Origin of the sequence: Acinetobacter sp. ATCC 27244 (genome assembly GCF_000156555.1) — a bacterium.
Taxonomy (GTDB): Bacteria; Pseudomonadota; Gammaproteobacteria; order Pseudomonadales; family Moraxellaceae; genus Acinetobacter; species Acinetobacter haemolyticus.
The window spans coordinates 1-430 of record NZ_GG666006.1 but is presented as its reverse complement, the minus strand read 5'-3'; the positions used below and the strand labels follow the sequence as shown (position 1 = coordinate 430).

The 430-nt window shown below is 27.4% G+C and carries 1 protein-coding gene; it reads left to right on the top strand.

What is annotated here, in order from left to right; translation table 11 throughout:
- Positions 1-430: AAA family ATPase (locus HMPREF0023_RS15995; RefSeq protein ID WP_034437743.1), on the top strand; the 430-nt coding region annotated here is incomplete at both ends.

Below are 430 nucleotides of genomic sequence, written 5' to 3'. Positions count from 1 at the left end.
ACAACTTAAAGTCGATAGCGAATTTCAAGAAAAAGTAAGTAAGCTTATTCCTCAACTAACTTTATTTGGATATCCAGGTATAAGTGATAAAGAATTAAGTGCATCCACAGAATTAAATGTTAAGTCTTTATTAGATTCTCATACAAAAGTATATTATAAGCATGATGAGTATTTTTCATTACCAGAAACTTATAATGGTCTAGGTTTTAGAAACTTAATTTATATTTTATTTCGTGTTTATGAATTTTTTATTGAATTTCAATCTCAATTATTACCACCTAAGGGACAAATAATTTTCATTGAAGAACCTGAAGCTCATTTACATCCGCAAATGCAAGAAGTATTTATTTCTCAATTAGATAAAATAATTACTAAATTCCAAGAACAGTTAGGTGAAGGGAGAATTTGGCCAATACAATTTGTTGTAAGA